The organism is Faecalibacterium duncaniae (genome assembly GCF_010509575.1).
GTDB classification, from domain to species: domain Bacteria; phylum Bacillota; class Clostridia; order Oscillospirales; family Ruminococcaceae; genus Faecalibacterium; species Faecalibacterium duncaniae.
Map to the genome: position 1 here is coordinate 3,045,129 of NZ_CP048437.1, position 25,995 is coordinate 3,071,123.

Consider the following 25,995-nt stretch of genomic DNA (forward strand, 5'->3'; position numbering starts at 1 on the left):
ACTTTGTCCAGTGTTTCTTGAAGGACGTGCCTTCAAAACTGAATAATCACTGCTCACATTTTATCATTGACTTGAGAATTCAAGCGAATTGTGGTCAAGCCCTCGATCTATTAGTACACACTTGCTGAATGGATCACTCCACTTACACATCGTGCCTATCAACCTCGTAGTCTACAAGGGATCTTACCTGATTCAATCAGTGGGATATCTTATCTTTGGGTCGGCTTCACGCTTAGATGCTTTCAGCGTTTATCCGATCCGTACGTAGTTGCCCAGCTATGCTCCTGGCGGAACAACTGGTGCGCCAGAGGTACGTCCGTCCCGGTCCTCTCGTACTAGGGACAGCTCCCATCAAATATCCTGCGCCCACGACAGATAGGGACCGAACTGTCTCACGACGTTCTGAACCCAGCTCGCGTACCGCTTTAATTGGCGAACAGCCAAACCCTTGGGACCGAATACAGCCCCAGGATGCGATGAGCCGACATCGAGGTGCCAAACCTCCCCGTCGATGTGGACTCTTGGGGGAGATCAGCCTGTTATCCCCAGGGTAACTTTTATCCGTTGAGCGATGGCATTTCCACTCACATACCACCGGATCACTAACTCCAACTTTCGTTACTGCTCGACCCGTCAGTCTCGCAGTTAGGCTCGCTTCTGCGTTTGCACTCTTTTGCTTGATTTCCGTTCAAGCTGAGCGAACCTTTGAACGCCTCCGTTACTCTTTAGGAGGCGACCGCCCCAGTCAAACTGCCCACCTAACAATGTCCCCCGACTCGATTCAGAGCCGCAGGTTAGAATTCCAATATCGCAAGGATGGTATCCCAACGGCCTCTCCGCCAAAGCCAAAGCCTTGGTTTCCCAGAGTCCCATCTATCCTGTGCATGCAACATCGAAACCCAATATTAGGCTACAGTAAAGCTCCATGGGGTCTTTCCGTCTTGTCGCGGGTAACCGGCATCTTCACCGGTACTACAATTTCGCCGGGCGGGCTGTTGAGACAGTGCCCAAATCATTACGCCTTTCATGCGGGTCAGAACTTACCTGACAAGGAATTTCGCTACCTTAGGACCGTTATAGTTACGGCCGCCGTTCACTGGGGCTTCGATTCAATGCTTGCACATCTCCTCTTAACCTTCCAGCACCGGGCAGGCGTCAGCTCGTATACGTCATCTTTCGATTTAGCACAAACCTGTGTTTTTGGTAAACAGTTGCTTGGGCCGATTCTCTGCGGCTCCATCTCTGGAGCACCCCTTCTCCCGAAGTTACGGGGTCAATTTGCCGAGTTCCTTAACAACCCTTCTCCCGTTGGCCTTAGAATCTTCTTCCTACCTACCTGTGTCGGTTTGCGGTACGGGCACCTCAGAAATACACACAGCTTTTCTCGCCATCTTCCATCTCAGACTTCGGTACTAATTTCCCTCGATCTCTACCGGAACCAACACCCGGCTCTGAGACTTCATATGTGTCCCTGTGCTTAACTCTTTTGGTGGTGACGGAATCTCTACCGTCTGTGCATCGGCTACGCCTTCCGGCCTCACCTTAGCTCCCGACTAACCTGGAGCGGACGAACCTTCCTCCAGAAACCTGAGGCTTTCGGCCATGCAGATTCTCACTGCATTCGCGCTACTCATTCCGGCATTCTCACTTCTATACACTCCACAGCCGCTTGCGCTACTGTTTCTCCGCGTATACAACGCTCCCCTACCCAATACATTTCTGTATTGCCTAAGCTTCGGTGTCAGGTTTAGCCCCGTTAAATTCTCCGCGCAAAGACGCTCGACCAGTGAGCTATTACGCACTCTTTGAATGAGTGGCTGCTTCTGAGCCAACATCCTGGTTGTCTGCGTATCTTCACATCGTTTTCCACTTAACCTGACTTTGGGACCTTAGCTGTAGATCTGGGCTGTTTCCCTTTTGACAATGACATTTATCTGACACTGTCTGACTCCCAAGCATCAATACTCTGGCATTCTGAGTTTGATAAGCTTCGCTAACCTCTCGGCCGCTAGGCTATTCAGTGCTTTACCTCCAGGTATCTAACTTGAGGCTAGTCCTAAAACTATTTCGGGGAGAACCAGCTATCTCCGGGTTCGATTGGAATTTCTCCGCTACCCACAGTTCATCCGCCGCCTTTTCAACGGAGGTCGGTTCGGTCCTCCATGGAATTTTACTTCCACTTCAACCTGACCATGGGTAGGTCACCCGGTTTCGGGCCCATTATATGCAACTTAACGCCCTTTTCAAACTCGCTTTCGCTTCGGCTCCAGACCTTAAGTCCTTAACCTTGCTGCATACAATCGCTCGCCGGACCGTTCTACAAAAAGTACCCTATCACGCTTTGACGCGCTCTAGGTGCTTGTAGGCACAGGGTTTCAGGTTCTTTTTCACTCCCCTCCCGGGGTGCTTTTCACCTTTCCTTCACAGTACTATACGCTATCGGTCACTGGGTAGTATTTAGGGTTGGAGGGTGGTCCCCCCGTGTTCCGACCAGGTTTCACGTGTCTGGCCGTACTCTGGATCCTGCGCAGCTCTCTCCGTTTTCACCTACGTGGTTCTCACACTCTCTGACCGGCCTTCCCATGCCGTTCGGTTAACAGATTGAGTCTTAAAAGCAGTCCGTACCCCGAAAGTATTTCTACTCTCGGTTTGCCCTCTTCCGCGTTCGCTCGCCACTACTTACGGAATCTCGTTTGATGTCTCTTCCTCGCCCTACTTAGATGTTTCAGTTCAGGCGGTTCCCTCAATACACCTATTTTGAATTTCAGTGTATTGTACCTGAGTATGAACCCAGGTGAGTTTCCTCATTCAGAAATCTCCGGATCAATGCTTATTTGCAGCTCCCCGAAGCTTATCGCAGCTTATCACGTCTTTCATCGGCTCCCAGTGCCAAGGCATTCGCCCTGCGCCCTTGTTCGCTTGACCTTTCAAACGTTCTTTCAGAACATTTGGTATCCTCTTGATTCTCTCTTATTGCCAACGAAGATTATGTTACCCTTCCTTTTGAAATTGCAATATTTCTTAAAAGAACTTACTATAATCTTTGTTTCGCAGTTATTATTCAGTTTTCAAGGTACGTCTTTGAGTGTCCTTTTCAGGGCCCTCAAAATCGAACAATATCTACTCTGCTTGTATCTGTCACCTGTTCCAGATGGTCGACCATCTTCGATGTTCTTCCATCTGCCTGACTCCTTAGAAAGGAGGTGATCCAGCCGCAGGTTCTCCTACGGCTACCTTGTTACGACTTCACCCCAATCACCAGTTTTACCTTCGGCGGCGTCCTCCTTGCGGTTAGACTACCGACTTCGGGTCCCCCCGGCTCTCATGGTGTGACGGGCGGTGTGTACAAGGCCCGGGAACGTATTCACCGTGGCATGCTGATCCACGATTACTAGCAATTCCGACTTCGTGCAGGCGAGTTGCAGCCTGCAGTCCGAACTGGGACGTTGTTTCTGAGTTTTGCTCCACCTCGCGGTCTTGCTTCTCTTTGTTTAACGCCATTGTAGTACGTGTGTAGCCCAAGTCATAAAGGGCATGATGATTTGACGTCATCCCCACCTTCCTCCGTTTTGTCAACGGCAGTCCTGCCAGAGTCCTCTTGCGTAGTAACTGACAGTAAGGGTTGCGCTCGTTGCGGGACTTAACCCAACATCTCACGACACGAGCTGACGACAACCATGCACCACCTGTCTCTGCGTCCCGAAGGAAAATACTGTTTCCAGCATCGTCGCAGGATGTCAAGACTTGGTAAGGTTCTTCGCGTTGCGTCGAATTAAACCACATACTCCACTGCTTGTGCGGGCCCCCGTCAATTCCTTTGAGTTTCAACCTTGCGGTCGTACTCCCCAGGTGGATTACTTATTGTGTTAACTGCGGCACTGAAGGGGTCAATCCTCCAACACCTAGTAATCATCGTTTACGGTGTGGACTACCAGGGTATCTAATCCTGTTTGCTACCCACACTTTCGAGCCTCAGCGTCAGTTGGTGCCCAGTAGGCCGCCTTCGCCACTGGTGTTCCTCCCGATATCTACGCATTCCACCGCTACACCGGGAATTCCGCCTACCTCTGCACTACTCAAGAAAAACAGTTTTGAAAGCAGTTTATGGGTTGAGCCCATAGATTTCACTTCCAACTTGTCTTCCCGCCTGCGCTCCCTTTACACCCAGTAATTCCGGACAACGCTTGTGACCTACGTTTTACCGCGGCTGCTGGCACGTAGTTAGCCGTCACTTCCTTGTTGAGTACCGTCATTATCTTCCTCAACAACAGGAGTTTACAATCCGAAGACCTTCTTCCTCCACGCGGCGTCGCTGCATCAGGGTTTCCCCCATTGTGCAATATTCCCCACTGCTGCCTCCCGTAGGAGTCTGGGCCGTGTCTCAGTCCCAATGTGGCCGTTCAACCTCTCAGTCCGGCTACCGATCGTCGCCTTGGTGGGCCATTACCTCACCAACTAGCTAATCGGACGCGAGGCCATCTCAAAGCGGATTGCTCCTTTTCCCTCTGCTCGATGCCGAGCTGTGGGCTTATGCGGTATTAGCAGTCGTTTCCAACTGTTGTCCCCCTCTTTGAGGCAGGTTCCTCACGCGTTACTCACCCGTTCGCCACTCGCTTGAGAAAGCAAGCTCTCTCTCGCTCGTTCGACTTGCATGTGTTAGGCGCGCCGCCAGCGTTCGTCCTGAGCCAGGATCAAACTCTTTATAAATGATATTTATCACTTAAAAAGTGTTAAATCTTTTTCGCTCAGCACGCAATCGCTTGCGTCCTGTGTGAATTACTTTGTTTGGAATTGTTTAACGTGTTTTTCCAACACGAAAATAGGTTCCGTTACAAGTTTTTCGATATTGTTCAATTTTCAAGGTCCTGTGCGCCTCAGCCTTGCAGCTGACGACTTGATTATTTTACCACAGAAGTGATTTTTTGTCAAGCACTTTTTTCAGAAGCTTTTCGATCTTTTCGAACTTGTGGCTCGTTTTTCAACGTATCCATATTGGTTCTTTCGCTTTGCTTCTGCCGCTTTCAGAAGTCATTCTTTCCGGCGGCCCTTGGCGCTCAAGTATAATACCATATCCATGAGCTTCTGTCAACACCTTTTTGCATCTTTTTTGAGTTTTTTTCTATATTTCGCAAAAGGAGTGCTTCCGGGCAGGTTTTTGAACCCCTCCGAAATGGCCACGGCCATTTCGTCTCCCCTTTGCCAAGGGGAGAGCCCTTGCAGTTTCCGGGGCGGTGTTATATTATATAATTACATTATAGAGCGGAGGAGGCCCCAACCATGATCCTTACGGTCAACATCGGCAACACACACATCACGATTGCCGGCTACGAACACGACACCCTGCAGTTCAGCGGGCGGCTGCATTCCAGCCCGGCCGCAACGGTGGACGAATACGCCATGAATCTGCTGAATCTGCTCTCCTTATATCAGGTTGCCCCCGAGCGGATCGAGGGCGGCATTCTGGGCAGTGTGGTGCCCGCACTGACAGGCCGGGTATTGGATGCGCTGCGGATGTTCTGCTCTGCCCGCTTCCTGACCGTTGGCCCCGGCCTGAAAAGCGGCATCAAACTGCGGCTGGACAACCCGGCCCAGCTGGGCGCAGAACTGCTGTGCGGTGCGGTGGCCGCACTGGAGGAGGGGCCCGGACCGCTGGCGGTCATCTCGGCAGATACCGCCATCTCCATCATGGCAGTCAACGGCAAACAGGAGCTGGTGGGCGGTGTCATCCTGCCCGGGCCGCAGCTTTCCCTTTCCGCGCTGGTGCAAAAAACTGCCCAGCTGCCCCAGATCGACCTCTCCGCTCCAGCTTCCTCCTCGATCTTGGGCAAGAACACCTCTGCCTGCTTACAGAACGGTTTTGTGCTGGGCACCGCCGGGCTGCTGGATGGGCTGGCCGAGCGTTTTCAGGCAGAGCTTGGCCCGGATATCCGCTTTTATGCCACCGGCAACCTGCCCCGCACCATCCGGGAGGCCTGCCGCACGCCGATCGAATACCGGGAGTATCTGATCACGGACGGCCTATACCGCATCTGGCAGAAAAATCGGAAAGGGTAATATCAAAATCAAAAGGAGTCCTACACCATGAAGTCCAAACTTGCATCTCTGCTCTGCTGTCTGATCGTGCTCATAAACCTTTCTGGCTGTACCAAAGTCACCCAGCTTGTGAAGGATTCTCAGCCCACAAAGGCCGAACTGTTGGATGAGATCAATACAGAGCATCAGCGTTGGGAAGCGGCTCCTGCCGCCGACCCGACACCCTATCTGCGGCATTACGATGACCCCGCCGATGCACAGAAAGATACAGATTACTTTACCGATACCTACAGCGAATACGATGCCGAAAAGGAACTTACCGTAGATGAAGCGAAAGCAGATGTGAATTACCTCTTCGACGCGCTCTACTATGATTATGCTCTCTACGATTATTTTGGCGGACACGCTGTATTCGATCAGGCAAAGGCTGATACTCTGCAGGAAGTCCAAAGCAGGGACAGCCTGACCTGTGAAGATTTGCAGAAGATTCTGGTAAGTCATCTTACCTTTATCAAGGACGGTCACTTCAACATCAATCAGGACTATCCGTCGGAAAAAGACATTCCGTTTTTCTTCCGTCAGGTGATGTTCGTAAAAACGGATTCGGGCTATCAGAATGCCAATGGAAAAGTCGTTGCATCCGTGGACGATCATCCCGATCTGGATGAACTGTTCAAGCGTTCAATCTCTGAGCAGGGGTATCTGGTGTATTATCCGGTCCTGCTGAAGCCTGCTACATTTGATGGGACAGAATGGGAAAAGCACACCTGTGATGAAACGCTGACGGTGCACTATACAGACGGCAGTACCGACACACTGACAGCAGACGCATGGAGCCAGTATTACAAAGAGCTTCCCAAAGACCAGAATACCGATCTTCGCCAGACAGATGGAATCCCGGTATTCCAGTTCAACAGCTTTGAGGTCTCTTTTCTACAGGAGGTCAATGCTGCGGCAGCACAAATGAGTGATGCTGCGATCTCCATGCTGGATCTGCGCTTCAATGTCGGCGGATATGAAGAAGTAGCTCATCAGTGGATCACCCGATACAGCCGCCAGCGTGTACAGGGCAATGGAGTCCGCTATGACGTTGTTAATCCGGTATCCGTAGCGATACAAGCTCATCGGTGGCAAACGCACGACAACATTCTGATTCTTTTAAGCGGAAAATGCTCTGCCTCTTCTGCAGAAATCACAATGGACCTTGCCTATAATCTGGAAAACAGCCTGATCATCGGAGAAAACACAAATGGATGTATGATCGGAAATGGTGGGCATGTGGAACTGCCGAACAGCAAATGCTCGGTTATAATGACATCCGTATGTGTCTATCTGCTGCCGGAGGGTACAGATTATTTTGAAGAAATGCGTGGCCTTTCTCCGGATATCTGGGTCCCGGCCAAAGAAGCCGAAACGCTGGCCGCAAAACTTATGGAAAATCTAAAGTAAGGTCTGACCCTCCCGGCCACAAAGAAAAATCCCCGGCGCACTTTTGTGTACCGGGGATTTTATTAACACATGCGACCGGGAGGATTCGAACCTCTGGCCTTCCGGGTCGGAGCCGAACGCTCTATCCAGCTGAGCTACGATCGCACATTACTGGCAAACCAGTGTAATGTAGTATAGCACAGCCGGAGGCAAAAATCAAGCCGTCTGGCGGCTCTGTATCCGGATTCCGTGTCCGATCCCGCGCCAGCAAGACACTGATGCATTCTGTTCTTCCTTTTTGAAAGATTCATCTTGCAAAAGTGTGCGCATCTCTTATAATAGGTGTTGTGCCCCGGTATGCGCGGGCACGGTTTAGGACTGGAAAAGGAAAAAGAGAACATGAAATCTAGCACAAGATCCCTGACAGAAGGCCCTCTGGCAAAGCAGATCCTTCTGGTCAGCCTGCCGCTGGCATTATCCAACCTGCTGCAGGTCTTATTCAATATGTCGGACGTGGCCGTGGTGGGGCGGTTTGCGGGCTCCACAGCGCTGGGCGCGGTGGGCTCCACCAGCATCTTTGTCACGCTGTTCACTGGCTTTCTCATCGGCCTGGGCAACGGCATCAACGTGCTGGTGGCCCGCTTCTACGGAGCCAGACACCCGGACGATGTCCACGACACCGTCCACTCGGCCCTGATCGTCAGCCTGATCGCAGGCGTGATCCTGCTGGTTGTGGGGCTGCTGGGCTCCCCTGCCATGCTGCGGCTGCTGAACACCAAGGTGGACCTGCTGCCGGGTGCGATCCTCTACCTGCGGGTGTATTTTCTGGGTATGCCGGCACTGGCTCTGTACAATTTCGGCAACGCCGTGTTCAGCGCCATCGGGGAGACCAAAAAGCCGCTGTACATCCTGAGCTTTGCCGGTGTGCTGAATATCCTTCTGAACCTGTTCTTTGTCATCGTCTGCAACCTGGACGTGGCAGGCGTGGCGCTGGCCAGTGCCATTTCCCAGTGTGTTTCTGCCGGGCTCATCCTCCACGCTCTGACCAGGGTGCAGGACTGCTACGCCCTTCATTTCAAGGAAGCAAAGCTCGACCCCGCCATGACCAAAAGCATTCTGGCGCTGGGCCTGCCTGCCGGATTCCAGAACGCCATTTTCGCCATCGCAAACCTGTTCATCCAGGCCGGTGTCAACTCCTTTGATTCCCTCATGGTCAAGGGCAACAGCGCCGCCGCAAATGCTGACCCGCTCATCTACGACTGCATGGCCGCCTTCTACATGGCCTGTGCCAGCTTTATGAGCCAGAACTACGGCGCAGGCAAGCCCGACCGTGTCAAGAAAAGCTACTTCATCTCGCTGGCCTATTCCTTCGGTGTGGGTCTGGCGCTGGGCGGCGGCCTGTTCCTGTTCGGGCGGCAGTTCCTCGCCCTTTTCACCACCGAAAGCGCCGTTATTGATGCCGGTATGAAGCGTGTGGGTGTCATGGCGCTGGCCTACTGCATTTCCGCCTTTATGGACTGCACCATTGCCGCTTCCCGCGGTCTGGGCAAGACCGTGGTGCCCACTGTCATCGTCATCATGGGTTCCTGTGTGTTCCGGGTGATCTGGGTATACACCATCTTCGCCCACTTCCATACCATCCCCTCGCTTTACCTGCTCTACCCCTGCTCCTGGGCTCTGACCGCCATTGCGGAGATCCTCTATTTCATCCGCTGCTACAAGCAGGCCATGAAGATCTTCCGGGAGCCGATCCTCTCTTCGCTGTAAAACAAAAAGATGGATGTCGTGCGGCATCCATCTTTTTTGTTTTCTCTGTTACACCTTGACTTCCCCGGCCAGGACCCGCTTGTAGTCCTCATAGTTGCGGGCCAGCAGGGCGGGCGTATCCAGCCCGTAGGGGCACTTGGCCTTGCACTGGTTGCAGTGCAGGCAGCCCTCGATCTTCTTCATCTTGGCCTGACCGGCAGGGCTCAGATGCTCTGCCGAGGGCGAGCGCCGGAGCAGCAGGCTCATGCGGGCGCAGTTGTTGATTTCGATGCCAGCCGGGCAGGGCATACAGTAACCGCAGCCACGGCAGAACTCACCGCACAGCTCCTCCCGGTCGTGGGCGATGACCGCAGACAGCTCTGCGTCCATCCGGGGCGGGTTATCAATGTAGGAGAGGAACTCGTCCAGTTCCTTTTCCCGCTGAACGCCCCAGATGGGCAGAACGCCCTCGAACTGCGCTTCAAAGGCATAGGCTGCGGCGCTGTTGGTAATGAGACCGCCGGACAGACCCTTCATGGCGATAAAGCCCATCTCGTGCTCTTTGCACAGCTGCACCAGCTCCAGCTCCTGCTCACCGGAAATATAGCTGAACGGAAACTGCAGGGTCTCGTACAGGCCGCTCTCAATGGCTTCCTTGGCCACGGACAGGCGGTGGTTGGTGATGCCGATGTGTCGGATCATCCCCTTTCCCTTGGCCTCCAGTGCGGCTTCGTACAGGCCGGAGCCGTCACAGGGCTTGGGGCAGAAGGACGGGTTGTGGAACTGGTAGAGGTCCACATAGTCGGTGCGCAGATTGTTCAGGGAGGTGTGCAGGTCCTTCCAGAACTCCTCCACGTTCTGGGCGGCGGTCTTGGTGGCGATGTAGACCTCGGAGCGGATGCCGTCAAAGGCTTCGCCCAGCTTCACCTCGCTGTCGGTGTAGGCGCGGGCGGTATCAAAGAAGCGGATGCCCGCCCTGTAAGCCTTGCGGGCCAGAAAGACTGCGTCCTCCTGGGAAATGCGCTGGATGGGCAGAGCACCAAAGCCATTTTTGTTCACGGTGATGCCGGTGCGCCCCAATGTGACCATATCCATAGGGAACCTCCTGTTTTTTCCAAAATACTCTCTGTGCTCATTATAAGACGAAGCGCCCCACAACGCAAGAAAAACCCTCTCCATCAAAGCGTGGCAGTGCACAGCGATGACAGAGAGGGTCAGTTTTATTGATAATCGTGGTTCAGGAACAGCGCTTTGATGGCGACGATCTCGTCGTACTCCTCCTGCTCCACCTGCACATCCGCATTGACAGCCTGCAGGCGGGCCTTGACGGCATCCAGCGCCTCGGCGGTGGTCACGGCCTGACCTTCCTCCACGGCATCGATCATCCGCTTGAGGACGATCGGGTGGGCGTAACAGCTGGGCACCGGGAAGCTGCCGTTGGGGTAGTGCTTCACATACTCCGCCATGGCGGCATCGGCCTGATCGGCCCGCTTCATAATGGCGCTGTTGTTATTGTGCGCAGTGGGCAGCATGTTGTAGCTGGAAAAGAGGAAGATGGCTGCAAAGCCGAACAGTGCAAAGTACACGCCGTAGCTGCCGGTGTGGGTGAACACCGCGTACAGGCCGTAGGCCGCGGCGGCCGTGCCGAACAGGAAGATGGCAAGGGCCACATAGCGGTAGACCGGCTTGCTCTTGAGCTGGGCGCGCTTGCGGCGCTGGGCAGTACTGAGCTCATTGGAAAGCTCGGGCTTTGCGTCCAGATACTCCTTTGCCCTGCGCAGGATCGTCACGGTGTGTTTGGCATCATCAGACAGCTCCGGCAGCTTGCGGGCGGCCTTTTCCTCAGCCTTTTTCTGCAGCGCCTGCTCCCCGGCGGCACTCAGCAGCCGGATCTGGGGCTGCTGCTTTGCCAGCAGCTCCAGCAGGGCATCCACGTCCCGCTCATCCTTGAAGTTGCACTGCTTCTGTTTGCCGCCGTCGTACTCCACCACAAGGTAAGCCATGGAGGCAAACATTCCCTTGCCGGTAAAGCCGCCCGCACTCATGGCCACCCGCTTGAACACGCGGGTGATGCTGGTGTAGGGCAGGTAGTAGCGGCGGTCGATGTAAAAGCTGTTCAGATACAGGGCTTTTTTGCCCACGCCGCAGGGGCCGATCTTTTTGCAGGCTTTCCGGTCAGCCGCCAACTCGGCGGGGTCGAGCCTGGCAAGGCCCAATTGTGCAGGTTTGAAGAGCATAACGTTCATCCCTCTTTTGCGTTTTTGTTTGTACCCATTTTCCCACTCCGGCAAAGAAAATGCAAGGCCCAACCCGCACTCTTAGCCAAAAACAGGAAACCGGCCGCTGAGCTGACAGCGGCCGGTTTGTTTTACTGAGAAATTGCCGCTATGAATGGGTTATGCGGCTTTCTTCTCGGTGTTCTTCTTGGTTGCATGGATGAACAGCGCCAGCATAGCAATTGCAAAGACGATGCCGATGGGATATGCAACTGCGGTGTTGTAAGCCACCAGCTTGCCGTCTGCATAGGTGTTGATCATCTTGCCCAGGCACTCAGGAGCCAGCACGAAGTAGGTGCAGGACACAGCGCTCATAAAGGTAGCGGGCACTGCGGTGATCCAGAAGTTCTTCTTCTCCTTGAACAGGTACATGGAAGCAGCCCACAGGACGATCATAGCCAGCGTCTGGTTGGTCCAGCTGAAGTAACGCCAGATGACGGTGTAGTCGATGAAGCCCAGTGCATTGCCGATGCCCAGGAATGCGCCCACGCCCAGAACGGGAACGCAGAGCTTCAGGCGGTTTGCGTAGCTGTCCTGATCGATCTTGAGCCAGTCGGACAAGGTCAGACGAGCGGAACGGAAGGCGGTATCACCAGAGGTGATGGGGCAGATAACGACACCGATCATAGCCAGTGCCACGCCAACCTTACCCATGGTCTTGAGGCAGACGTCGTAGATAGCGGCAGACTGACCGGCAGCCAGAGCCTCGGCCAGACCGACCATCTTGCCGTCGGTGATGGTGTACAGTGCGCAGCCGGCAGCGGCCCAGATCAGAGCGATAACGCCCTCGCTGACCATTGCACCGTAGAATACGAAGTGGCCCTGCTTCTCACTCTTCATGCAGCGAGCCATCAGAGGCGACTGGGTTGAGTGGAAGCCGGAGATAGCACCACAGGCAACGGTGATGAACATGAAGCTCCAGATGGGGGTGTTGGAGGGGTGCATATTGCTGAAGTTTGCCCAGATCTCGGGGATGGTGTAGGCGGGGTTGGTGAAGATACCAAAGATAACGCCCACTGCCATGATGATCAGGCAGATGCCGAACAGGGGGTAGATCTTACCGATGATGGCATCGATGGAGATAAAGGTTGCGATGAAGTAGTAGGCCAGAATGATGATCAGCCAGAACAGGGTGGTGGTCAGCAGACCGGACATACCGCCGTTCTTGCACAGGGTCACGATCAGGCCTGCGGGACCCACTGCGAACACGGTACCGACCATGATCAGCAGCACCACAGAGAACACACGCATGATGTTCTGCATCACGGGGCCCAGATAGCGGCCGGTGACCTCAGCGATGGAAGCGCCGTCGTTGCGCTCGCTCATCATGCCGGAGAAGTAGTCATGCACGCCGCCGGCAAAGATGGTGCCGAAGGTGATCCACAGGAACACCACGGGGCCCCACAGAGCACCCTGCAGTGCACCAAAGATGGGTCCCAGACCTGCAATGTTCAGCAGCTGGACGAGGAACAGCTTCCACTGGGGCATCACAACGTAGTCAACGCCATCGTTGATGCGCACAGCAGGAGTTTCGCGGTCGTCCGGTCCGAACGTATTGTCAACGATCTTGCCATAGACAAAGTAGCCGATGATCAGGAGCGCCAGACAGAGTAAGAAACTAATCATACCAGAAACCTCCTTTTATCGTCCGTGCCCGGAGCCCCATTCTGCCCCGTCACGGCCATTCCTTAGCCCTATATTAACACAATCTTCATAAATCTGGTAATATCCTTCCAGAATGGCCCTTATATCAAAAACTATATAAGTCAGCCGTTCCCGGGAATCCCGGCAAATATTTTTTAACGTATCCTCGGCAAAACTTCTTTGCCGAAATCGTTTCAGCGGGTGTTTTTTCGTTTTTAGTGCACCCTGCCAAACTTTTTTGCATATTTTTGTGCATCTTGTCTGCATTCCTGTTCTTTTTGCCGCAATTCGTTGTTTCTCTGCACAAGCAAAAGCCGCCTGCCGGACGGCCCGGCAGACGGCTTTTGCGGTTGTGAATGGGTATCGAGAAGGTTGAAGAGGGGGAAATGTCAATTATGCAGTCTTTTTCACCGTCTGCTTTTTGGTTGCATAGAGGAACAGCGCCAGCATGGCGATCGCAAAGAGGATGCCCACCGGGTAAGCAACTGCGGTGTTATAGACGATAGCGCCCTCAGCAGTCTTATGGTTCAGCAGGCCGCCCAGGCACTCGGGAGCCAGCACGAAGTAGGTAGCGGACACAGCGCTCATAAAGGTAGCGGGCACTGCGGTGATCCAGAAGTTCTTCTTCTCCTTGAACAGGTACATGGAAGCGGCCCACAGAACGATCATGGCCAGCGTCTGGTTGGTCCAGCTGAAGTAGCGCCAGATCACGGTGTAGTTGATGAAGCCCAGTGCATTGCCGATGCCCAGGAAAGCGCCCACGCCCAGCACGGGAACGCAGAGCTTCAGGCGGTTGCCGTAGCTGTCCTGATCGATCTTGAACCAATCGGCCAAGGTCAGGCGGGCGGAACGGAAGGCGGTATCGCCGGAGGTGATGGGGCAGACGACCACGCCGATCATGGCCAGTGCGATGCCCACGCCGCCCATGGTCTTGGAGCAGACATCATAGATGGCCTTGGACTGACCCATTGCCAGTGCCTGGGCCAGACCGGTGTTCAGGCCATCAGTGACCTCGTACAGAGAGCAGCCTGCAGCGGCCCAAATCAGGGCAATGACACCCTCGCAGACCATGGCACCGTAGAACACAAAGTGGCCCTGCTTCTCACTCTTCATACAGCGGGCCATCAGAGGCGACTGGGTGGAGTGGAAGCCGGAGATCGCGCCGCAGGCAACCGTGATGAACATGAAGCTCCAGATGGGCGTGCCCGACGGGTGCATGCTGCCGAAGTGATCCCAGATCTCGGGGATGGTATAGGCAGGGTTGGTGAAGATGCCAAAGATGACACCGATGGCCATGATGATGAGGCAGATGCCGAACACGGGGTAGATCTTGCCGATGACCGCATCGATGGAGATAAAGGTCGCGATGAAGTAGTAGGTCAGAATGATGACCAGCCAGAACAGCAGCGAAGTCATCACGCCGGATGCGCCGCTCTGGCTGCACAGCTCAACGATCAGACCGGCAGGGCCGACGGCGAACACGGTGCCCACCATGATCAGCAGCACAACAGAGAACACACGCATCACGTTCTGCATCACGGGGCCTAAGTATTTGCCGGTGATCTCTGCGATGGAAGCACCGTCGTTGCGCTCACTCATCATGCCGGAGAAGTAGTCATGCACACCACCGGCAAAGATGGTGCCGAAGGTGATCCACAGGAACACCACGGGGCCCCACAAAGCGCCCTGCATGGCACCAAAGATGGGGCCAAGGCCCGCAATGTTCAGCAGCTGGACGAGGAACAGCTTCCACTGGGGCATCACGACATAGTCCACGCCGTCATTGATGCGCACAGCAGGCGTTTCACGGTCGTCCGGGCCGAAGGTATTGTCCACGATCTTGCCATAGACGAAGTATCCGCCCACCAGGATCGCAAGACAGAGCAGGAAACTAATCATACCAGAAACCTCCTTTTTGCCCCTGCCGGCCGCGGCCCCATTCTGCCGCATACCCGGGGCTCTTTTCTGGCCTCATGGTAGCATACTTTTTTCCAGCAGAGAAATATCTTTCCGGCATGGGGCCATATGGTTTCCGATATAGCTGCAAAGAATTTTTGCCGCTTTTCCGTTTATTTTTTGACCATTTATCAGCAAAAATAAAACCGGGCGCTCATTTTCGCCCGGTTTTTCATCCATTTATTGGTTTTTCTGTCAATTCCGAAGGGAGCAACCTTTGCCGTGCCTTAGCCGGAAAGCCCCTTTATTTTACGGTGGAAGCCGCTTCCTTGTGGAGCAGATCCACAAAGGCCTGCTCCTCGGGGCGCAGGCGGCCCTTGTCCGGGTAGACCAGCACATCCCGCATCTGCTGGCGCTGGGCCGGGCACTTCTTCAGCACCAGATGGTACTGCTCCAGTGCCCTGCGGGGCATGGGCGATGCCCACATGTAGGCCGTGGGCAGCCGCTGCAGGATCGAGAACTGGCTGCACCGCTCATACACATGAATGCGGCGCTCCGGGTTGACATGCCAGCGCACACCGTCGCCGCCCTCCTCGCCGGGCAGCTGGAAATCATCGTGGAGGATCTCCATATACTTGTCCAGCTCAGACAGGTCGCGGATCGCCTTCCGGGCCAGTGGGCCGTCCCGGTTGGTCAGCAGACTGTATTCAAAATCCATAATGGGTTCCATTTTCAGGCCCCGCCGGGCGCAGTAATGGGTATAGTGCTCGTCATCCTCCACGGCGTACCGCAGCAGAGCCAGATGATACCCCTGCCGCAGGACATGATCCAGTGCCTCCATGGAGCCGCCCTCCCGGATGTGGATGTGGAGCCGCTCAATGGAGGCCGCCTGCTCCAGATAATCCACCGCCGCATAGGAGGCATAGGTGGCGTGGGGGATCATTACCCGCAGTTCGGCGCAGCGCTCCTGCTCCTCCTGCACGCTCCGGTCCAGCCGGTCCACCTCCCGCAGCACCCGCTCGGCCTGCTCAATGAAGTGCCGCCCCTGCTCCGTGGGGATCATGCCGGTGGATGACCGCTCAAAAATGCGGAGATGGTATTCTTCTTCCAGATTTTTCAGCGCCTTGCTCACATTGGGCTGAGCGGCATACAGCCGCTTTGCCGCCGCACTCACAGATCCGCATTCCATGATGGCGACGAGATACCGCAGTTCTGTAATGTTCAACTTTTTCTCTCCTTTTGGCGTTTTTATCCCTTGCGCCTAGTTTATCAGGCGGCACACGGGGCTGTCAAGCGTTGACGGGGCCCCGCTGCCGTTTTATAATGTAAGAAACAATCTGCCCGAAAGAGGTCGAAGAGGATGGAAGAAAAAAACTACCGCGTTCTGCGCATTGAGGAGCAGCTTTATGGCTGCGAGGAGCTGCCCGAGGGCCAGCCCGTGCTCTGTGATGTCCTGCTGGAGGCTGCCGACGGCACGCAGCGGGTTCTCCCCTACCCGGATGCCGAGCTGACCCGGCTGGACATCAACGAGGGCAGCACTGTCACCCTGCAGGATCACAGGCTGACCAAGGCGGCGCACAAGGTCTATTTCACCCGCCACGGCGAGACCGTGTGGAACGTGGAAAACAAGATCTGCGGCATGACCGACAGCCCCCTGACCGAAAAAGGCCGCGCCCAGGCTCGGGAGCTGGGCGAAAAGCTCAGGACCAGCGGTCTCCGGATCGATGAGATCCTGTACTCTCCCCTGTCCCGCTCCGCCGACACCGCCCGGGCCATTGCGGAGGCCACCGGCATTCCTGCCCGGTGTGAGCCCCGGCTCCGGGAGCAGTGCTTTGGCCGCTACGAGGGCACGCCCCGGGACGGCGAAGAGTTCCGCATTTCCAAGACCCACTTTGCCGACCGCTACTCCGGCGGCGAGAGCATGATGCAGCTGGCCCAGCGCATCTACAACCTGCTGGACGAGCTCCGGGCCGACACCGACAAGACCTACCTGCTGGTGGCCCACAACGGCATTGCCCGGGTGGTGCAGTCCTATTTTTACGATATGACCAACGAGGAGTACGCGGCGGCAGGCATCAAAAACTGCGAGTTCGTGGAGTTTACATTCTGAACAAAGAAAGGACCCGCCGAGGGTCCTTTCTTTGTTTGCGGTTATTCTGCCTTGCGGTAATGGAACTGCTGGTCTCTGGTGATGAACATGCCGATGCTGACCAGCAGAGCGGCCAGCTCGGCGGCTGTCACAGCCAGCCAGATGCCGTCAATGCCCAGCAGGAGCGGCAGCAGCAGAACCGCCGCCACCTGGAACAGCAGGGTGCGCAGGAACGAGATGAGCGCACTGGTCACACCATCGCCCAGGGCCGTGAAGAAGGAGGACGCATAGACATTGAACCCCATGATGAGGAAGCTCAGGCCATAGAGCCGGAAGGCCCGGGTGGTCAGAATGAGCAGGTTTTCATCATAGCCCACAAAGAAGCGGGCCACATGGGGGATGATGAACATGGAGCCGATGGTCATTACCACCGCAACCACACCGATGAGCTTCAGGCTCTTGCGGTAGAGGTTGTTGACCTCTTTGCGGTTATTGGCACCATAGTGGTAGCTGACGATGGGCGCACTGCCCACGGCGTAGCCCACAAACACCGCCACGAACAGGAAGGATGCATACATGATCACACCATAGGCGGCCACACCATCCTCGCCCGCAAAGCGGAGCAGCTGATAGTTGTACAGGATGTTCACCAGCGACATGGAAAGGTTGGTCATCAGCTCAGAGGAGCCGTTCACACAGGCTTTCAGCAGCACACCGCCCTCAAACTGCGGGCGGCAGAGGTGGAGCAGGCTGGTGTTTTTCCGGTTGAGGAAGTAGAACACCGGCAGCAGGCCGCCCACCACCTGGCTGAGCATGGTGGCAATGGCGGCACCCTCCACGCTCCAGTGCAGGATGCCCACAAGTAGCACGTCCAGCACCATGTTGGTGCAGCCCGCGCCCACCGTGAAATAAAAGCCCAGATGCGGCTTTTCGGCGGTAACAAAAAAGCTCTGGAACATATTCTGCAGGATAAAGGTGGGCAGGCTGAGCATCAGCACCCGGCCATAGCGCAGGGCGTAGTCCAGCATCTCGCCTTCTGCACCCAGCATCAGGGCCACCGGCCGGAGCAGCAGCATCCCCAGCACAGACAGCACGATGCCGGCGATCAGCGCCGTTGACATAAACAGGCTGAAATAGCGGTCGGCACGGGCTTTATCGCCCTCACCCAGCGTGATGCCCACAATGGCGCTGCCGCCGGTGCCCAGCATAAAGCCCACTGTACCCACCAGCATGGGCACGGGCATGATGAGGTTGACTGCCGCAAAGGCCGTTTTGCCCACAAAGTTCGAGACACACAGGCCGTCCACAATGCCGTAAATGGAAGTAAACAGCATGGTGCCGATGCAGGGCAATACAAACCGGATCAGCCGGGAATAATCAAAGTGGTCGGATAATTGGATCATATTCTTTGACATGATTTCTCCTTTCGATCAGAACATACAAAAAAGGCCGGATAAGTTTCGCAGCTCCGGTGTTTCTCCTTGTCTGCTGAGATGCTACGGCCATTCTCAGCCTCCGGGGAACACGAACTGCGACATCTTATCCGGCCTTTCAATTACGTTGAAACAGCCCTCCGATGAGCAAAAAAGAGTATACCAAAGTTTATTTTTTATGTCAAGGCTTTCTTTACATCATTCCGCCGGGCCGCCAGCCGGTGCAGTAGCGGGCGTAATCGCGGTCGGCCTGTTTGACGTAAAGGAGGAACTGTTCCCTGCCTTCCTTGTCCGTGACCTGACGGACTTTGGTGGGCAGGCTCTGGCGCTGGAGCAGCTCCAGCTCATCGTTGAGCTCCTCCTCGGTATCAAAAGCATCCAGCTTGGTCCAGTGGGTGGCAAAGAGCCAGATGTTTGCAAGGGTGTTATTCATATTCAGTCTCCTTTTCCGGAGCATCGGCACGGATGCCGGCCCGGTAGAACGGCGCAATGGCGTTGGCATCGCCGTGGCGCACGATGGAATAGGTAATGTCGCAGTAGGGCTGGATGGCCGTGCTCTTTTCCACGGTGGAGATGAGCAGCACCTGCAGCTGCAGGCGGCGGAACAGCTCCATCATGGGGCGGATGCGGTCACTGGTCATCTTGCTGAAGGCCTCGTCCAGTAGGACAAGGCGGATGCTGTTCTCGCTCTTCTGGTAGATCTGCAGCAGGCTGGCGCAGATGGCCACATAGAAGGGAGCCTGATTCTCGCCGCCGGAGGAATCGCGGCTGACGCGGGAAAGATAGGCCTGCTGGCCCGAGACGGTGTTGGTCACCTTGATGTCATAGTCCAGATAGGTGCGGTAGTCCACATAATCCGAGAGGGTGGCACCGGAGGTGGTGCGGCCCTCCTGCCGGGCCCGGGTGTTCTCGTCCACATCGGCCATGATCTTTTCCATCAGCGCGTCCACCTGCCGCTCGTAGACGGGGTCAGCGGTGGCGGCAAGGTTGTCCAGCGAGTCGCCATCGGTCATCTGCTGGTTGCCCTTGTCCACAATGACCTGATAGAAGGCGGCCAGCTGGGGGTCACGGCTGGGCTCCAGCTCAAAGCGGTAGACTTCCTCGCCGTAGGTCAGCTGCTCCATCACCTTGTTCAGCTCCCGGAACTGGCGGCGGGCGTTGAAGATATCATCCTTCATCCGGAAGAGGATATCCTTGCGGAAGCGATCCTTGCAGTCCCGCTGTGCCTGCTCCAGCCGGGCGGCGTAGCGTTCCAGATCAATGCGGACAAGGCTGTCGTGCTGGGCGCGGTACTGCTCCACCCCGGCCAGACCCAGCGGATAATCGCAGACGTAGTGCTCGTTGTAATCCCTCTGGGCGGGTTCCAGCGTGGAAGTGAGATACGCTCGCAGGGCATCGTCCAGCCTGGTCTGTGCCTTTTCGGCAGTCTGTGCGGCGGCACGGGCCGTACGCCCGCCCGTCATCAGGCCCTTTTTGCGCTCCTGTGCCAGAGGCTCCAGCAGCGGGTGCTGTGCAAAGAATGCCTCTGCCGCCGCCCTGCTCTGTGCAGCGGTCTCCACCGCCTTACCCTGCTCTGCCTCGCAGGATGCGATCTGCTTTTCGCAGACGCGGATATCGCCGCCCACCTGCTCCACGGCCTTGCGGGCAGTCTCCCATGCGGCTTCCCGGGCTTCTTCCTCGCGGTAGAGCTGCTGCAGCATGGGGTTCTCGCGGCAGTCCGCCAGCTTCTGCTCCTGCGCGGCGTAGTCGGCACGGGCGGCATCCAGCGCGGCCCGGCTGGCCCAGAGTTCGGCCAGCTGTTCCAGCGCATGGCCCCGCAGGACGTTCTGGTACTGGTCGTAGGCAGATTTCAGGGTCTTTTCGGTCTGGGCGGCTTCGCGGCAGCGGTCGGCCTGGGCGGCAAGCTGTGCTTCCAGCGCTTCGGCACGCTCCCTGCGGGCATCCAGCCCGATATAGCGCTGGGGCCTGCGCAGGCGTTCCAGCCGGAAGGGATGGTGGCGCAGCAGGTCCCGGGTGGCGCTGTCGGGGAAATGCTCCAGCGTGTCGGGGGTGTCGCAGCAGACGATGCGGCGCAGGATGGTGTCCGCATACTGTGCGGCCAGCGGGTTTTCGCTGGTGACCTGGGCGGCAAGGCTGTCGGCGGGGGCCGTCTCTGCATGGCGGTCCGCCTTGCGGATGCCCGGGGTATCCAGCAGGCTGATGGGTCCCACCCGGTCACCCAGCGCCACAAAGGCGCTCTTGGCGGCGGCGTAGTGGGCAGGCGGCACAAGGATATCAAACCGGCGGTCACCCAGGCAGGCTTCCACACAGTCCTGCCAGCTCTCATCAGCCACAGTCAGCAGTTCACAGAAGATCTTTGCATCCGCCGTCATGCCGCGGCTTTTCAGCTCAGCGTTCACGGCATCCCGCACTTTGGTGGCGGCATCGCCGTGGGGGTAGACCCACTTGCCGCCGGACACGGCGTTCAGCTCGGCCCGCAGGCCCTCCTGCTCTTTTGCCAGATCCGCCGAAGCCTGCCGGGCAGCAAAATACTGCTCCTCCAGCGGCTTTTCGATGCAGGCCAGCGCCTCGGTCAGGGCGGGGAGATGTTCCGCCGTCAGGCGCTGGGGCCAGAGCTCCTTCTCCACCGCAAAGCCGCTGCGGTTCAGCTGGGTCAGCAGGCCGGTGATGGTATCCGCAGTCGCTTCCAGACTATTCCTTGTCCGGGCCGCTGCATCCAGCGCGCTCTTTTTCCGGGCCAGCTCCTCGGTCAGGGCATCCAGCGCCCGGCCCACGCCGCTGTCACCGGCCGCACCGTGGGCCGCCAGATAGGCCCGGCGGGCTTCGGCTTCGGCGTTCTTGGCGGCCTCGTATTTTGCGTTCAGGTCGGCCAGCTGGCGGCGGCCTGCATCCAAATGGCTCTGCCAGGAGGCATCCTCACCGGCATCCGCTTCGGCGCGGGCCAGCAGGGCCGCACCCCGGTTGACAAGGGCATCCGTTTCTTTGGCAGCAGCTTCCCGGCCATACGCCACGATCTGTTCCAGCGCGGCGGCACGGGTCTGGGCCTCGGCCAGAACGGCGTGGAGGTTTTCCAGCTCCACCCGGTCGCCCTGCAGCGCTTCCAGATCCAGTTCAGGCTGGGGCAGGATGTACTGGTACAGGAACTCCCGGAAGTTGGGGATTTCGTCCATGCTGGTACCCATCTGGAACACTTCGTTGAACTTTTTGCCCAGCGGGCTGGAGGCGCGGCCAATGCCCAGGGCACGGCAGATGCGGTCCCGGGCCTCGCTGGGGCTGCGGGTGTAGGACAGGCGGCCCACAGCGGGCTTGAAGTCCTCCTTGGCGCTGGGGGCACCGGTGCGCGGATCAAGGAAGGGCAGCTTTTCCAGCGTGATGCCGTCCTCGGAGATGTACCAGGTCTGATCGCCGGGGTGAAGCTCCTGCATGGGGCCCTCGGATTCCACCCGGACAGCGATGACAAAGTTTGTCCGCTTGACGGTATCCCAGAACTCGGCTCCGATATACGCCACTGTGCGGCCTGGGCGGCGGTAGGCGTTCTCGCCGCGCTGCTTGGCGTGGACAGAGCCCTGCAGGGTGCGGCCGCTCTTTTTATTGCCCAGGGCATTGAAATTGCGGTTGGTGGTCAGGCAGTAGCGGATGGCATCCAGAATGGTGGTCTTGCCCACCGCGTTGACACCGATCATATAAGTCAGACGGGCACAATCGAAGGTGACATTTTCAAAGTTGTGCCAGTTGATGAGCTTCAGGCGCTTTAATTCGATCATTCTTCTTCCTCCCCGCTGGCATCTCCGTCAGGCCGCTCGTAGAGGGCCAGTTCTTCCCGGGTGCGGCTGCTCTCGGCGGCGGCATCGGCAAGGTCTGCATCCGGCAGGGCCAGCAGCACAGTGGGAAACACCTCGATGCGGCTGTCCAGACCGGTCAGCCGCCCCACCGGGCGGGCCAGATTATACCTGCGCAGGGTGCGCATGAGCTCCTCCAGCGTGCGCTGATCCAGCCGCCGGGGCAGGTTCATCTTCTGCAGCTCTGTCTGCACCTCTTCCACCGTGACCAGCACCTGATCGGCGCTGGCGGCAAGGCTCTCCCGCTTTTGCAGGTAGAGCAGGCGGAGCACCAGCAGCAGGATGCTCTCGTATTTCAGCAGCCGGGCCTGGCTGCCCTCATGCTCGTTGACCAGCGCCGCCGCCTGCAGCGGCGCCGGGTAAAGCGTTACCGCATAGCCCAGCGGCGCGAACACGGCCCGCACCTCGGGCAGATGATCCTGCACATAGAGATATTTTGCCCGCTGATCCTCCACGCCGCCCAGCACAAAGCAGTGGTTGAGCAGATAGTTTGCGGTCTCTTCCAGCATTTTATTCGGTTCGGCCATGGTCAGCGTCCTCCCTGCGGGGTGTCAGAATAAACTCTTCAAACCGGAAGCCGCCCCGTTCGACCCAGTTTCCGGTAAGGGTGATATCGTAAGCCCGGCGCGGCGACTGCGAGTAGGTGTGCAGGCCGATGATGCGGGCAAAATCGCGGGGGTATTCCTCCGCCAGTGTGGAGGCAGCCACCGCACTGCGGGCGGCAAGGGCCTGTTTTGCCAGCAGGCCCACGTTCTCCTCAGTCACGGCCATCCGGGCGTAGTCCAGCAGCAGCTGCTGTTCTTTGCGCAGCTGCTCCTCGTCCAGCCCGGCCTGCCGCACCGGAGCCAGCGGCGTTTCGCTGCGGGGCGCGGCGGGCGGGTAGAGGGGCTTTGCCCCGAACACCGCCGCCGGGTAGAGGTGCAGGTGCTTTGCCACCGGGCCGTCATCCGGCGCGAACAGCTGATCGGGCGTTTTGATCTCCTCGGCATAACGGCGGAGCAGGGCGGTGACACTGCCCTGCGAGGAGCGGTCGCTCAGCAGCAGGAACTGTGCCCGCTGCACGGCCCGCTTGCGGTAGCGGATGTGGCTCTGGTCGATCTGGCACATCAGGGTGCTCATCTCTTCCAGCGAATCCCGCAGTTTCTGGATGAGGGCACGCACGGCAGGGGCTGCCTCGCCGGGGGCACAGCGCTCCACCCGGGCGTAATCCAGCGCCAGCCGGGGCAGGTGTTCTGCCTCGCAGTCGTCCAGCTCCTCTTCCAGATAAGCGCGGTAATTGAACAGGTTATCGCTGGTCTTGAAGCGGTGGTAAGCGGCGGCCACCACCTTTTCCTCGTACTGGTCGAAGAGCTCCAGCACCTCCTGCGGGGTACGGTTGCGGGTAAGCCGGTCGATATAATGCCCGATGGATGCGTTCAGCGCCCGCAGGGACTTGTTCAGTGCTTCCAGATCGGAGGCCACCTCCCGCAGAACATTCTCATAGGGGCTCTTTTCCTCCCCGATGTTCTGCAGCAGCTGCCATGCCTTGTACAGCTTGCCGGTGTAGGTGACAACACGCGGGTTCAGGATCTCTTCCAGCGCTTCCAGCAGAGGGGCCACCTCAGGCACAAAGGCAAGGGCAGGCTCTTCCTCATAGCTGCCGGGCTGCTCTTCCAGCCAGCCGGTGCGGCGCAGGCGGAGCAGAAAGCCCAACGCAAGGGTATGGGGATCCCGGGTGGGCTGTTCGGCTTCGTCGCCCGCGTCATCGGCATCCAGTGCCAGCGGCTTTGCCAGCGCCGCAAAGTAATCCTCGGCCCGGCTCACCGCTTCTGCCCGGGAGATGGAGTAATCCGCCGTGTGGCGGCACTCCTCCCACAGCAGGAGCAGCAGCTCCGCATAAAACGCCCGGTTGGGCCCCGCCAGCGGGCGGAACAGCCGCGGGCTGACCAGTTCAAACAGCTGCATCCAAAGGTTCCTTTCTTTCGACAAAATCTATCTTTTATTGTACCACAATCAGAAGGATTTTGCCACAAATACAAAAAGCCCCGGAGGGCGGCCTTTCAGCCACGCTCCGGGGAAAAATCATATAATTTGTTTTGCTCAGGCATTTGTATCAATAGCCACCGAGATAGCCATGTAGGTCTGACCATTCACAGCTTTGACAACAACGCCAACCTGTGTCCATTTCGTGCTCTGTGCAATATTCACGTTTCCAAGATTGCCGCCTTCGGCAATTTTCTGAACGAACTTATTCAGCTTTGTGCCATCATAGTCAAATGTCGTCACAAATGTAGCTGCACACTTACCATCTTTGGGGCCATCAATTTTGAACCAAACCTTAGACGAATAGCCAAACAGATTCAGCGAGAAGTTCAAATCTCCATTTGCTGCCTCATCAATACTTTGGCTTGCAATCGCTCTGCACTGTGCGTTGTTTTCCAGTTTCTTTCCCTCTGGGCGATTTGCATTGATTGCACTCATTACCTGATTTTCCGCCTGAGCCTCGGGGCTCTGGGCGGTATCGCCGCCGCAGGCGGTGAACAGAACAAGTACCATGGTCGCCGCCAGAATCAAAGCGGCCAGTTTTTTCAGCATTTTCATGTCGGGACCTCCAGTCGTTTTGTTGTGTTTTTCATAATATGCAGGGTGCCTTTTCATTTTGAAACAGGACCCTTTCTGGCTTTATTTTATCCAACGACTGTCGCTTTTGTCAATTGCCAGCTTCACCAAACATTTTCTCCTGCTTTTGTTGTTTTTTCCAGAACGAATCTTCGCAAAGATCCTTTGCCATGCCCGAGGCAAAAACCGGAAAATATTTCCGGCGTTTACACAATTCTACCACGATTTGGTGCTAAACTTAAAGCAATGGGAACCGCCGGGTGCCGTTCCTGAACAAGGAAAAGGAGTTTGCCCCATGCAGCATGGTTCCCTGCGCGCTCCGGTGCGCGTTTTCATGGCAGCAGTTCTGCTGTGCCTGAGCTTTCTGGCCGCGCCAAAGGCTGCGGCGGCACAATTGCAGGATGTAAACGGCATCATGCTGCTGTCCTTCGACAGCCAGCAGATCGTCTCCATCGGCAACCAGACCTCGGGCCGGTGCAGCTGGTACGCCCTGCGCTACGCCCGCACCATTCTGGATGGCAAGCCCTGCTCAGGCAGCGGGATGTGGTCGAACGGCGCGGTATGGTCTGCCGCCGGGTACTACGCTTACAGCGGCTCCCTTTCCGGCTGCCTTTCCCGCCTGTATGAAGAGCTGCAGGCCGGGCGGCCCGTCATCGTACATCTGAAAAACACCGCTGTCAGCGGCGTGTCCAAGCACACCAACCGCGTGACGAGCTATGAATACCACCTCTCCGGCTCCGGCTGGAAAGAGGTCAATTACCCCCACATCGCCACCAGCAGCACCTACGGACACTGGGTGTGCGTGGTGGGCATCTCCCCCACGGCAGACCCCGAAAACCTGCGGGAGAGCGATTTCTATGCGCTGGACCCCGCGCGGGTCAGCGTGAACGGTACACTGGCCGTAACAAAGCTTTTGGATGGCACCATCTGGACTGATAACTCTCCCTTAAAAGTCGCAGCCTGACGCTCCCTTACAAAACACAACAGCCCCCGGAACATGCAGGGTTCCGGGG

17 protein-coding genes, 1 tRNA gene and 2 rRNA genes are annotated in these 25,995 nt (G+C 56.9%); 5 read left to right on the plus strand and 15 right to left on the minus strand.

The window, feature by feature from the left end; all coding sequences use genetic code 11:
- Positions 1 to 90: 90 nt before the first annotated feature.
- Together GXM22_RS14735 and GXM22_RS14740 are read right to left on the minus strand one after the other, a co-directional pair.
- Positions 91 to 2,925: ribosomal RNA gene (locus GXM22_RS14735) — 23S ribosomal RNA — on the minus strand.
- Positions 2,926 to 3,196: 271 nt separating this feature from the next.
- Positions 3,197 to 4,707 (minus strand): 16S ribosomal RNA (locus tag GXM22_RS14740).
- The 16S and 23S rRNA genes sit together here, the layout of an rRNA operon.
- 570 nt (positions 4,708 to 5,277) lie before the next feature.
- On the opposite strand from GXM22_RS14740, the gene GXM22_RS14745 reads away from it, so the two are divergent.
- Positions 5,278 to 6,054: a type III pantothenate kinase gene (locus GXM22_RS14745; RefSeq protein WP_005929247.1), complete on the plus strand. Its 777-nt coding sequence runs from the start codon at positions 5,278 to 5,280 to the stop codon at positions 6,052 to 6,054.
- A gap of 27 nt (positions 6,055 to 6,081) precedes the next feature.
- Complete coding sequence (locus tag GXM22_RS14750) at positions 6,082 to 7,482, plus strand: S41 family peptidase (RefSeq protein WP_005929245.1); 1,401 nt, start codon at positions 6,082 to 6,084, stop codon at positions 7,480 to 7,482.
- A 70-nt stretch (positions 7,483 to 7,552) separates the two neighbouring features.
- On the opposite strand, the gene GXM22_RS14755 is transcribed toward GXM22_RS14750, so the two are convergent.
- A tRNA-Arg gene (locus GXM22_RS14755) sits at positions 7,553 to 7,626 on the minus strand.
- Between the two features lie 234 nt (positions 7,627 to 7,860).
- On the opposite strand from GXM22_RS14755, the gene GXM22_RS14760 reads away from it, so the two are divergent.
- Positions 7,861 to 9,228, plus strand: a complete 1,368-nt coding sequence (locus tag GXM22_RS14760; protein ID WP_035393280.1) for an MATE family efflux transporter — start codon at positions 7,861 to 7,863, stop codon at positions 9,226 to 9,228.
- A gap of 48 nt (positions 9,229 to 9,276) precedes the next feature.
- On the opposite strand, the gene GXM22_RS14765 is transcribed toward GXM22_RS14760, so the two are convergent.
- The 6 genes from GXM22_RS14765 to GXM22_RS14790 form a co-directional block, all read right to left on the minus strand.
- Entirely contained in the window at positions 9,277 to 10,302 is a 1,026-nt protein-coding gene (locus GXM22_RS14765; protein ID WP_035393274.1) for an aldo/keto reductase, read from the minus strand.
- 125 nt (positions 10,303 to 10,427) lie between these two features.
- Positions 10,428 to 11,444: a flagellar protein FliT gene (locus GXM22_RS14770; protein ID WP_035393272.1), complete on the minus strand. Its 1,017-nt coding sequence runs from the start codon at positions 11,442 to 11,444 to the stop codon at positions 10,428 to 10,430.
- 159 nt (positions 11,445 to 11,603) lie between these two features.
- Entirely contained in the window at positions 11,604 to 13,109 is a 1,506-nt protein-coding gene (locus tag GXM22_RS14775; protein WP_005929235.1) for a carbon starvation CstA family protein, read from the minus strand.
- A 411-nt stretch (positions 13,110 to 13,520) separates the two neighbouring features.
- Positions 13,521 to 15,026: a carbon starvation CstA family protein gene (locus GXM22_RS14780; RefSeq protein WP_035393271.1), complete on the minus strand. Its 1,506-nt coding sequence runs from the start codon at positions 15,024 to 15,026 to the stop codon at positions 13,521 to 13,523.
- A 72-nt stretch (positions 15,027 to 15,098) separates the two neighbouring features.
- Positions 15,099 to 15,263, minus strand: a complete 165-nt coding sequence (locus GXM22_RS14785) for a hypothetical protein (protein ID WP_005929230.1) — start codon at positions 15,261 to 15,263, stop codon at positions 15,099 to 15,101.
- Between the two features lie 64 nt (positions 15,264 to 15,327).
- Positions 15,328 to 16,248: a LysR family transcriptional regulator gene (locus GXM22_RS14790; protein WP_005929228.1), complete on the minus strand. Its 921-nt coding sequence runs from the start codon at positions 16,246 to 16,248 to the stop codon at positions 15,328 to 15,330.
- 336 nt (positions 16,249 to 16,584) lie between these two features.
- On the opposite strand from GXM22_RS14790, the gene GXM22_RS14795 reads away from it, so the two are divergent.
- Entirely contained in the window at positions 16,585 to 17,133 is a 549-nt protein-coding gene (locus tag GXM22_RS14795; protein ID WP_035393471.1) for a histidine phosphatase family protein, read from the plus strand.
- Between the two features lie 41 nt (positions 17,134 to 17,174).
- Here the strand turns inward: GXM22_RS14795 and GXM22_RS14800 are convergent, their stop codons facing one another.
- The 6 genes from GXM22_RS14800 to GXM22_RS14825 all read right to left on the minus strand — a co-directional run bounded on the left by GXM22_RS14800 (position 17,175) and on the right by GXM22_RS14825 (position 24,964).
- Positions 17,175 to 18,527, minus strand: a complete 1,353-nt coding sequence (locus tag GXM22_RS14800; protein WP_005929225.1) for an MATE family efflux transporter — start codon at positions 18,525 to 18,527, stop codon at positions 17,175 to 17,177.
- A 211-nt stretch (positions 18,528 to 18,738) separates the two neighbouring features.
- Positions 18,739 to 18,978, minus strand: a complete 240-nt coding sequence (locus GXM22_RS14805) for a hypothetical protein (RefSeq protein ID WP_005929223.1) — start codon at positions 18,976 to 18,978, stop codon at positions 18,739 to 18,741.
- Positions 18,971 to 22,309: an ATP-binding protein gene (locus GXM22_RS14810; protein WP_005929222.1), complete on the minus strand. Its 3,339-nt coding sequence runs from the start codon at positions 22,307 to 22,309 to the stop codon at positions 18,971 to 18,973. The genes GXM22_RS14805 and GXM22_RS14810 overlap by 8 nt, the downstream gene beginning before the upstream one ends.
- Positions 22,306 to 22,911 (minus strand): DUF4194 domain-containing protein, encoded by a 606-nt coding sequence (locus tag GXM22_RS14815; RefSeq protein ID WP_005929221.1) that lies wholly within the window; start codon positions 22,909 to 22,911, stop codon positions 22,306 to 22,308. The genes GXM22_RS14810 and GXM22_RS14815 overlap by 4 nt, the downstream gene beginning before the upstream one ends.
- Complete coding sequence (locus GXM22_RS14820; RefSeq protein ID WP_005929220.1) at positions 22,895 to 24,328, minus strand: Wadjet anti-phage system protein JetA family protein; 1,434 nt, start codon at positions 24,326 to 24,328, stop codon at positions 22,895 to 22,897. Before GXM22_RS14820 ends, GXM22_RS14815 begins: the two co-directional genes overlap by 17 nt.
- Positions 24,329 to 24,463: 135 nt before the next feature.
- A complete protein-coding gene (locus GXM22_RS14825; protein WP_035393267.1) occupies positions 24,464 to 24,964 on the minus strand; it encodes a hypothetical protein in 501 nt (166 codons plus the stop codon).
- A 313-nt stretch (positions 24,965 to 25,277) separates the two neighbouring features.
- Between GXM22_RS14825 and GXM22_RS14830 the strand changes: the two genes are divergently transcribed.
- Positions 25,278 to 25,946, plus strand: coding sequence for a hypothetical protein (locus GXM22_RS14830; protein ID WP_035393261.1), 669 nt, complete (start codon positions 25,278 to 25,280; stop codon positions 25,944 to 25,946).
- Positions 25,947 to 25,995: the final 49 nt, after the last annotated feature.

Bases quoted from the DNA above. Each gene is read 5' to 3' on its own strand.
- GXM22_RS14745 (WP_005929247.1), top strand. From the start codon at position 5,278: ATGATCCTTACGGTCAACATCGGCAACACACACATCACGATTGCCGGC.
- GXM22_RS14785 (WP_005929230.1), bottom strand. From the start codon at position 15,263: ATGGATGAAAAACCGGGCGAAAATGAGCGCCCGGTTTTATTTTTGCTG.
- GXM22_RS14760 (WP_035393280.1), top strand. From the start codon at position 7,861: ATGAAATCTAGCACAAGATCCCTGACAGAAGGCCCTCTGGCAAAGCAG.
- GXM22_RS14815 (WP_005929221.1), bottom strand. From the start codon at position 22,911: ATGGCCGAACCGAATAAAATGCTGGAAGAGACCGCAAACTATCTGCTC.
- GXM22_RS14810 (WP_005929222.1), bottom strand. From the start codon at position 22,309: ATGATCGAATTAAAGCGCCTGAAGCTCATCAACTGGCACAACTTTGAA.
- GXM22_RS14775 (WP_005929235.1), bottom strand. From the start codon at position 13,109: ATGATTAGTTTCTTACTCTGTCTGGCGCTCCTGATCATCGGCTACTTT.
- GXM22_RS14770 (WP_035393272.1), bottom strand. From the start codon at position 11,444: ATGCTCTTCAAACCTGCACAATTGGGCCTTGCCAGGCTCGACCCCGCC.
- GXM22_RS14830 (WP_035393261.1), top strand. From the start codon at position 25,278: ATGCAGCATGGTTCCCTGCGCGCTCCGGTGCGCGTTTTCATGGCAGCA.
- GXM22_RS14805 (WP_005929223.1), bottom strand. From the start codon at position 18,978: ATGAATAACACCCTTGCAAACATCTGGCTCTTTGCCACCCACTGGACC.
- GXM22_RS14780 (WP_035393271.1), bottom strand. From the start codon at position 15,026: ATGATTAGTTTCCTGCTCTGTCTTGCGATCCTGGTGGGCGGATACTTC.
- GXM22_RS14765 (WP_035393274.1), bottom strand. From the start codon at position 10,302: ATGGATATGGTCACATTGGGGCGCACCGGCATCACCGTGAACAAAAAT.
- GXM22_RS14820 (WP_005929220.1), bottom strand. From the start codon at position 24,328: ATGCAGCTGTTTGAACTGGTCAGCCCGCGGCTGTTCCGCCCGCTGGCG.
- GXM22_RS14800 (WP_005929225.1), bottom strand. From the start codon at position 18,527: ATGTCAAAGAATATGATCCAATTATCCGACCACTTTGATTATTCCCGG.
- GXM22_RS14825 (WP_035393267.1), bottom strand. From the start codon at position 24,964: ATGAAAATGCTGAAAAAACTGGCCGCTTTGATTCTGGCGGCGACCATG.
- GXM22_RS14750 (WP_005929245.1), top strand. From the start codon at position 6,082: ATGAAGTCCAAACTTGCATCTCTGCTCTGCTGTCTGATCGTGCTCATA.